Origin of the sequence: Pseudomonas sp. AL03 (assembly GCF_029960815.1) — a bacterium.
Lineage (GTDB): Bacteria > Pseudomonadota > Gammaproteobacteria > Pseudomonadales > Pseudomonadaceae > Aquipseudomonas.
Map to the genome: position 1 here is coordinate 95140 of NZ_JASBRE010000022.1, position 6557 is coordinate 101696.

Here is a 6557-nt window from a genome sequence, read left to right on the forward strand (position 1 = left end):
AGCTGCCGAAGGCTGCGTAGCAGTCGTAAAACCATACGGCGCGGTGTCTCAGGAAAATCGCATCCACCGGATTGACGACTGCATCGCTACCCCAGCAACTGACTCAACACCGCGCGCAACTTGCCGGGTTTCACCGGTTTGTTCAGCAGCGGTGCGTCGAGTCTCTGCAATGAGCGCCGACACTGATCCGTGCGGTCGGCAGTGATGATGACCGCCGGAATCACCTGTTTGTAATGCTCGCGCAAATGCCTGACCACATCACAGCCCACCACTCCGTGATCGAGGTGGTAGTCCGCCAGAATCAATTCTGGTGGTCGCCCCTGCAAGGCCGCCAGTGCGGAGAACTCATCTGTGGCCGTCACCACCTCGCAGCCCCACTGCCCGAGCAGCGCGCTCATGCTTTCGAGGATGCTCACTTCGTTGTCCAGGACCAACAAACGTCGGCCCGGCAATGGATTGCCGGTGCCCGGCAGTGGCGCGGCCAGACTGATCGGTAGCGGAACCTCATGGGAAATCGGCACGTCGATGCTGAACACCGAACCGCGTCCCGGCCGTGAATGAACCTGGATTCTGTAGTTAAGGATCTTGGCGATACGCTCAACGATCGCCAGCCCCAGGCCCACACCCTTACGGTCGGCGGCGCGCCCTACATCCAGTTGGTTGAATTCCAGGAAGATCGAATCCAGTCGATCCGCCGCGATCCCGCGCCCGGTGTCCCAGACTTCCAGGCGCAGCATTTCACCCCGGCGTCTGGCACCCAGCAAGATGCTGCCCCCGTCAGTGTAGCGACAGGCGTTGCTGAGGAAATTGCGCAGGATCCGCGTCATCAGGCGCAAGTCAGTACTGATGGCGTAATCGCCCATGTGCACCCGCAGGTTCAACCCTGCAGCTTGGGCCACTGACTGGAACTCCGACACCAACGGCGCGAGCAATTCGTCGAGACGGTACAGCGCAATGTCCGGTTTGACCGCCGCCTGATCGAGCCGGGAAATATCCAGCAAATCGGTGAGCAAATCTTCCGCCCCTTCCAGCGCCTGGTGAGTACGCTCCACCAGCACTTGTTCGACGTCGGGCAGCTTGCGCTCGCGCAGGGTGGAGATCAGCAAACGCGCGGCGTTGAGCGGCTGCAGCAGGTCGTGACTGGCGGCGGCGAGGTATTTGTCCTTGCTGCGATTGGCGGCCTCGGCGGCGTCTCGGGCATCGCGCAACGCTTGGGCAATCTCTTTACGCTGGGTGATCTGCTGTTGCAGGTTGCGGTTGGCTTCCAGCAACTCGTCAGTGCGCGCGGTGACACGCTGCTCCAGTTCGTCGTTGAGTTGCTGCAGGCGCTGCTGGGCGAGTTTGCGTTCGGTGATGTCGGCGACAAACCCCTCCACCAGCCCTTCCTGATCGGGCTTGAGCAACAGGTTCATCAGCACGTCGAGGCTGCTGCCATCCTTGCGCCGCAATTGGGTTTCGTACCCGAGCAGGCTGCGCTCGCGCTTGAGCATTTCACCGATGTTTTCCAGCTCTTGAGCACCACCGACAAACAGGTTGCTCGCCAGGTCGGCCAGTGAGAACAGCACCTCTTGCGGGTTCTGATAGCCAAGCATCCGCGCCAGTGCCGGGTTGGCGGCACGCATGCCTTCCAGAAGGCTTGCCTGGAAGATCCCATGGACCGCGTTTTCGAACAGCCATTTGTAGCGATTGCGCTCGGCTTCCAGCTCGTCAAGGCGCGCGGCCAGTTCCGGGTAATGACTCTTGCGCGCCGAATGGCTGCCTAATCCCAGTAACCCCGCCAGCGCCCGTTGCTGTTCGTCAGAGGGCTTCGCCATAAACGACCTCGACATCACGCTGACTGGACTGGCGCGGGTTGGTCAGGATGCACGGGTCGTGCATGGCGTGTTGCGACAGGAACGGAATGTCCGCAGTGCTGACCCCGTGCAGTCCCAGGGTTTCGTGGAAGCCGATCGCATGTTTCAGGGCGATCAGATGTTCAACCAGACGCCCGCAAATCTGCCGGTGATTCAAGCCACGGCAATCGATGCCGAAGGTCTCGGCGATGATCTTGAAACGTTCCGGTGCCGAGCTGTAATTGAAGGCCACCACGTGTTCCACCAGCACGGCGTTGCACAAACCGTGCGGCAGATCGAGAAAACCGCCCAGGCTGTGGGACATCGCGTGCACCGCGCCGAGAATCGCGTTGGAGAACGCCAGCCCGGCCTGCATGCTGCCGAGCATGATCTTCTCGCGCAGGGCGATGTCGTTCGGGTTGGCGATCATCTGCACCAGGTTGCCGTTGATCAGACGCATCGCTTCGAGTGCGTGGGGATCAGTCAACGGCCCGTGACCGGTGGAAACAAACGCTTCGATGGCATGCACCAACGCATCGATGCCGGTACAGGCCGACAGGAACGGGTCCATGCTCAGAGTGGTTTCCGGGTCGATCAGCGACACGTCCGGCACCACCGCCTTACTGACGATGGAGAACTTCATGCGTTCTTGCTGGTTGGAGATGATCACGAATTGCGAGACATCGGCTGAGGTCCCGGCCGTGGTCGGAATCAGGATCAGCGGCGGGCTCGGGACACGGATGGTGTCCACGCCTTCGAATTCGAGGATGCTGCGCCCATGGGCGACGACAATGCCAATGCCTTTGCCGCAATCCATCGGGCTGCCGCCACCGACGGCCACGATCACATCGCAATGATTTTCCCGGTACAGATCGGCGCCGAGCATCACTTCTTCGACCCGAGGGTTGGGCGAGACCGCGCTGTACAGGAAATACTCGATGCCCTGGGCTTGCAGACTGGCCTCGACATCGGCGACCCAACCGGCAGCAATCACACCGGGATCGCTGACCAGCAGCACCTTGCGGGCGCCAAAGGTTTTGGCGCAATTGCCGACGTTGTGCCGGCAGCCGGCACCAAAGATGATTTCAGGCGAAACGAATTTACGCAGCTGGCTGAGACTCTGGCTCATTGGAAAGCCTGTTTTTATTGTTTTGGAAGGTAACGTTCACACTAAAGCATCCGGCTGTGAATGCAATCAGACCAATGGGTAGCCCTGGGCTCAGCCTCGATAGATCAGTCGCGAAGCCTTCTCGTTACGCAATGTCAGGTGTTCCATGCCCAGCCCCGGGGCCTCGGCTTCCTCGCGGGCCTTGAGAATCAAGCCGTGGTGCGGGGACTTGCTGCACACCGGGTCAGCGTTGGCGGCATCACCGGTCAGCATGAAGGCCTGGCAGCGGCAGCCGCCCAGATCCTTGTGCTTTTCATCGCAGGAGCGGCACGGCTCTTTCATCCAGTCATCGCCACGAAAGCGATTGAAACCGAAAGAATCCGTCCAGATGTGCTCGATACTGTGCTCGCGCACGTTGGGAAACTGCACCGGCAACTGTCGGGCGCTGTGGCAAGGCAATGCCGTGCCGTCGGGGGTGATATCGAGAAACAGATTGGCCCAGCCGTTCATGCAGGTCTTGGGGCGCTCTTCGTAGTAATCCGGGGTGACGAAAATCAGCTTGCACGGGTGGCCCTGCGCTTCAAGACGCTCGCGGTATGAGTGGGTGATGCGCTCGGCGCGCTGCAATTGTTCGCGGGTGGGTAACAGGCCAGCGCGGTTGAGTTCAGCCCAGCCATAGAACTGGCACGTCGCCAATTCGACGAAATCTGCCTCCAGCTCCAGGCACAAGTCGATGATCTGCGCGATCTGGTCGATGTTGTGCCGATGGGTGACGAAGTTCAGCACCATCGGATAGCCCTGCGCCTTTACCGCGCGAGCCATGGCGAGTTTCTGGGCGAAGGCTTTGCGCGAACCGGCGAGCATGTTGTTTACCGCTTCGTCGGCAGCCTGGAAGCTGATCTGAATGTGGTCCAGCCCCGCGACCTTGAAATCGCGGACTTTCTGCTCGGTCAGGCCGATGCCCGAGGTGATCAGGTTGGTGTAGTAACCCATGTCCCGGGCGGCTTTGATCAGCTCGGCCAGGTCCTGACGCACCAACGGCTCGCCGCCGGAAAAGCCCAGTTGCGCGGCGCCCATCTCCCGGGCCTCGCGGAACACCCGAATCCATTCCTCGGTGCTCAATTCCTCACCCTGCTGGGCGAAGTCCAGCGGGTTGGAGCAGTACGGGCATTGCAGCGGGCAACGATAGGTCAACTCCGCCAACAGCCACAGCGGCGGCCCCGGGCGCGAGTCACTCGATCCAGAATTGAGCATGGGCCACCTCCAGAAACGCCAGCACGTCCTCGTCGATCCCCGGTACGCCGGGAAAACTCGCGGACAGTCGATCAATGATCGCCGCAACGCTGCGCCGGCCGTCCACCAGATCGAGGATCTGCCCGGCACTGGTGTTGAGTTTGATCATGCCTTCAGGGTACAGCAGCACGTGACAGTCCTGACGAGGCTCCCATTGCAGGCGAAAACCCCGGCGCAGCGACGGTGATTGCTCGCGGTTGATCAGGCTCACAGGGCAATCCCCCGGTGCCAGACGTTTTCAGTGGTGACGGTGTGATACGGCGGGCGTTCCAGCTCGTAGGCCAGGCTCATGGCGTCGAGCATGCTCCACAGTACGTCGAGCTTGAACTGCAGAATGTCCAGCATGCGTTGCTGGCCTTCGACCGTGACGTAGTGCGCCAAGGTGATGCGCAAACCATGCTCTACGTCGCGCCGTGCCTGACTCAGGCGAGTACGAAAATAGTCATAACCGCCGACGTCGATCCACGGGTAATGGGTCGGCCAGGCATCGAGCCGGGATTGGTGAATCTGTGGCGCAAACAGCTCGGTCAACGAACTGCTGGCGGCTTCTTGCCAACAGGCGCGGCGGGCGAAGTTGACATAGGCATCCACGGCGAAACGCACACCGGGCAACACCAGTTCCTGTGAGAGGATTTGCTCGCGATCCAGCCCCACCGCTTCGCCCAGCCGCAGCCAGGCTTCGATGCCGCCTTCGCTGCCGGGTGCGCCGTCGTGATCAAGGATCCGTTGCAGCCATTCCCGGCGCACGTCGCGGTCTGGACAGTTGGCGAGAATCGCTGCGTCCTTCAGGGGGATGTTTACCTGGTAATAGAAGCGATTGGCGACCCAGCCTTGAATCTGCTCGCGACTGGAGCGCCCGGCGTACATGGCTTGGTGGAACGGGTGATGAATGTGGTAATAGGCGCCTTTGGCGCGCAGCGCCGCTTCGAATTCGCTGGGGGTCATTGCGGTGTCAGTCATTGCGGTTCTCCTGGAAGCTCTGCTGTTTTTGGTCCAGCGCCTTCGCGGGCAAGCCTCGCTCCTACAAATTCGATGTGATCTGTAGGAGCGAGCGGTGCGGCGATCCGACTTGCCCGCGAAAGGGCCCTCCGCTACAGCACAATACTCATGCCGTCATAGGCCACTTCAATCCCGTGTCGCTCCAGCAATGCCCTTTCGGCCGAGTCTTCATCGAGGATCGGGTTGGTGTTGTTGATGTGGATCAGCACCTTGCGCTGGCGGGTGAAACCTTCAAGGATTTCGAGCATTCCGCCAGGGCCGCTTTGCGACAGGTGACCCATTTCACTGCCCAGGTTCTGGCCGACTTCGCAGATTCGCATCTCGTTGTCGCGCCACAAGGTACCGTCCAGCAACAGGCAATCGGCGCGTTGCATCCAACTCAGGACTTCGTCGTCGACTTGACCCAGGCCTGGCGCATAGAACAGTGAGGCGCCGGTGCGTCGGTCTTCTACAAACAGCCCGATGGTGTCGCCCGGCTGCGGATTGCCGCGATTGGGCGAGTACGGCGGTGCGTTGCTCACCAAGGGGATCGCACGAAATTGCAGGTGCTCGCAGGCCGCGATGCTGAACGGTTCGCGGTCCAGTCCGACCGGTTGCCACTGCAACCCGCCGTTCCAATGCTTGAGCATGGTAAACAAGGGGAAGCCGCTGCTCAGGTCTTCATGGACGCGTTCGGTGCACCAGACCGAATGCGGGCAGCCTTCGCGCAGACTCAACAGGCCGGTGCAATGGTCGATCTGGCTGTCCAGCAGGACGACGCCGACGATCGCGGTATCACGCACCCGCCGCGCCGGTTGCAGCGGCGCGAAACTCTCGAGTTGTGCGCGAATGTCCGGTGAAGCATTGCACAGCACCCAATCCACACCGTTGTCGCTCAGGGCAATCGAGGACTGTGTGCGCCGTTGCGCCCGCAGGCTGCCATTGCGCATCGCAGCGCACTGGCGGCAGTTGCAATTCCATTGCGGAAAACCACCGCCAGCGGCGGATCCGAGAACGCGAATGTGCATGGGCAATGCTCCAGAAGGCAGGCCCGGCCAACGCAACAGCTGGCCGGGTGAACAATCAGCGGTTGGCGAAATACATCGTCACTTCGAAGCCAATGCGCAGATCGGTAAACGCGGGTTTAGTCCACATGGGTCAATCCTCTTCTTGTGCCGGACGATTCCGGTAAAGCCATTAATGCACGGGGTGCCATGCACCCGAATGCTACTTTCGAACGAGGTGGCGGCGTGCATTGGTAGGGGGTGTTGCGGGGTGTCAGACACGGCCATTCGCGGGCAAGCCTCGCTCCTTGTATGTTGACCCTGATTCCAACGAGAGAGGTT

The 6557-nt window shown here is 60.9% G+C and carries 7 protein-coding genes; all 7 read right to left on the bottom strand.

Translation table 11 applies throughout. The features are described from left to right. Positions 1-86: 86 nt before the first annotated feature. The gene (locus tag QK293_RS20385) at positions 87-1814 is read right to left on the bottom strand and encodes a NahK/ErcS family hybrid sensor histidine kinase/response regulator (RefSeq protein WP_282380334.1); all 1728 of its coding nucleotides are present in this window, start codon (positions 1812-1814) and stop codon (positions 87-89) included. After that, the gene (gene ercA, locus QK293_RS20390; RefSeq protein ID WP_282380336.1) at positions 1798-2961 is read right to left on the bottom strand and encodes an alcohol dehydrogenase-like regulatory protein ErcA; all 1164 of its coding nucleotides are present in this window, start codon (positions 2959-2961) and stop codon (positions 1798-1800) included. Before ercA ends, QK293_RS20385 begins: the two co-directional genes overlap by 17 nt. Before the next feature lie 90 nt (positions 2962-3051). After that, positions 3052-4194 (bottom strand): pyrroloquinoline quinone biosynthesis protein PqqE, encoded by a 1143-nt coding sequence (gene pqqE / locus QK293_RS20395; RefSeq protein WP_282380338.1) that lies wholly within the window; start codon positions 4192-4194, stop codon positions 3052-3054. Further along, entirely contained in the window at positions 4172-4444 is a 273-nt protein-coding gene (gene pqqD, locus QK293_RS20400; protein ID WP_282380340.1) for a pyrroloquinoline quinone biosynthesis peptide chaperone PqqD, read from the bottom strand. Before pqqD ends, pqqE begins: the two co-directional genes overlap by 23 nt. Continuing rightward, positions 4441-5193 carry a pyrroloquinoline-quinone synthase PqqC gene (gene pqqC, locus QK293_RS20405; RefSeq protein WP_282380345.1) on the bottom strand — a complete coding sequence of 251 codons (753 nt, stop codon included), beginning with the start codon at positions 5191-5193 and terminating at the stop codon, positions 4441-4443. The genes pqqD and pqqC overlap by 4 nt, the downstream gene beginning before the upstream one ends. 131 nt (positions 5194-5324) lie before the next feature. Further along, positions 5325-6239: a pyrroloquinoline quinone biosynthesis protein PqqB gene (gene pqqB / locus QK293_RS20410; RefSeq protein ID WP_282380347.1), complete on the bottom strand. Its 915-nt coding sequence runs from the start codon at positions 6237-6239 to the stop codon at positions 5325-5327. 55 nt (positions 6240-6294) lie between these two features. Beyond that, positions 6295-6366, bottom strand: a complete 72-nt coding sequence (gene pqqA / locus QK293_RS20415) for a pyrroloquinoline quinone precursor peptide PqqA (RefSeq protein WP_003253598.1) — start codon at positions 6364-6366, stop codon at positions 6295-6297. Positions 6367-6557: the final 191 nt, after the last annotated feature.

Excerpts from the sequence above, each read along its gene's own strand:
- QK293_RS20385 (WP_282380334.1), bottom strand. The coding sequence starts at position 1,814 with ATGGCGAAGCCCTCTGACGAACAGCAACGGGCGCTGGCGGGGTTACTG.
- ercA (WP_282380336.1), bottom strand. The coding sequence starts at position 2,961 with ATGAGCCAGAGTCTCAGCCAGCTGCGTAAATTCGTTTCGCCTGAAATC.
- pqqE (WP_282380338.1), bottom strand. The coding sequence starts at position 4,194 with ATGCTCAATTCTGGATCGAGTGACTCGCGCCCGGGGCCGCCGCTGTGG.
- pqqC (WP_282380345.1), bottom strand. The coding sequence starts at position 5,193 with ATGACTGACACCGCAATGACCCCCAGCGAATTCGAAGCGGCGCTGCGC.
- pqqB (WP_282380347.1), bottom strand. The coding sequence starts at position 6,239 with ATGCACATTCGCGTTCTCGGATCCGCCGCTGGCGGTGGTTTTCCGCAA.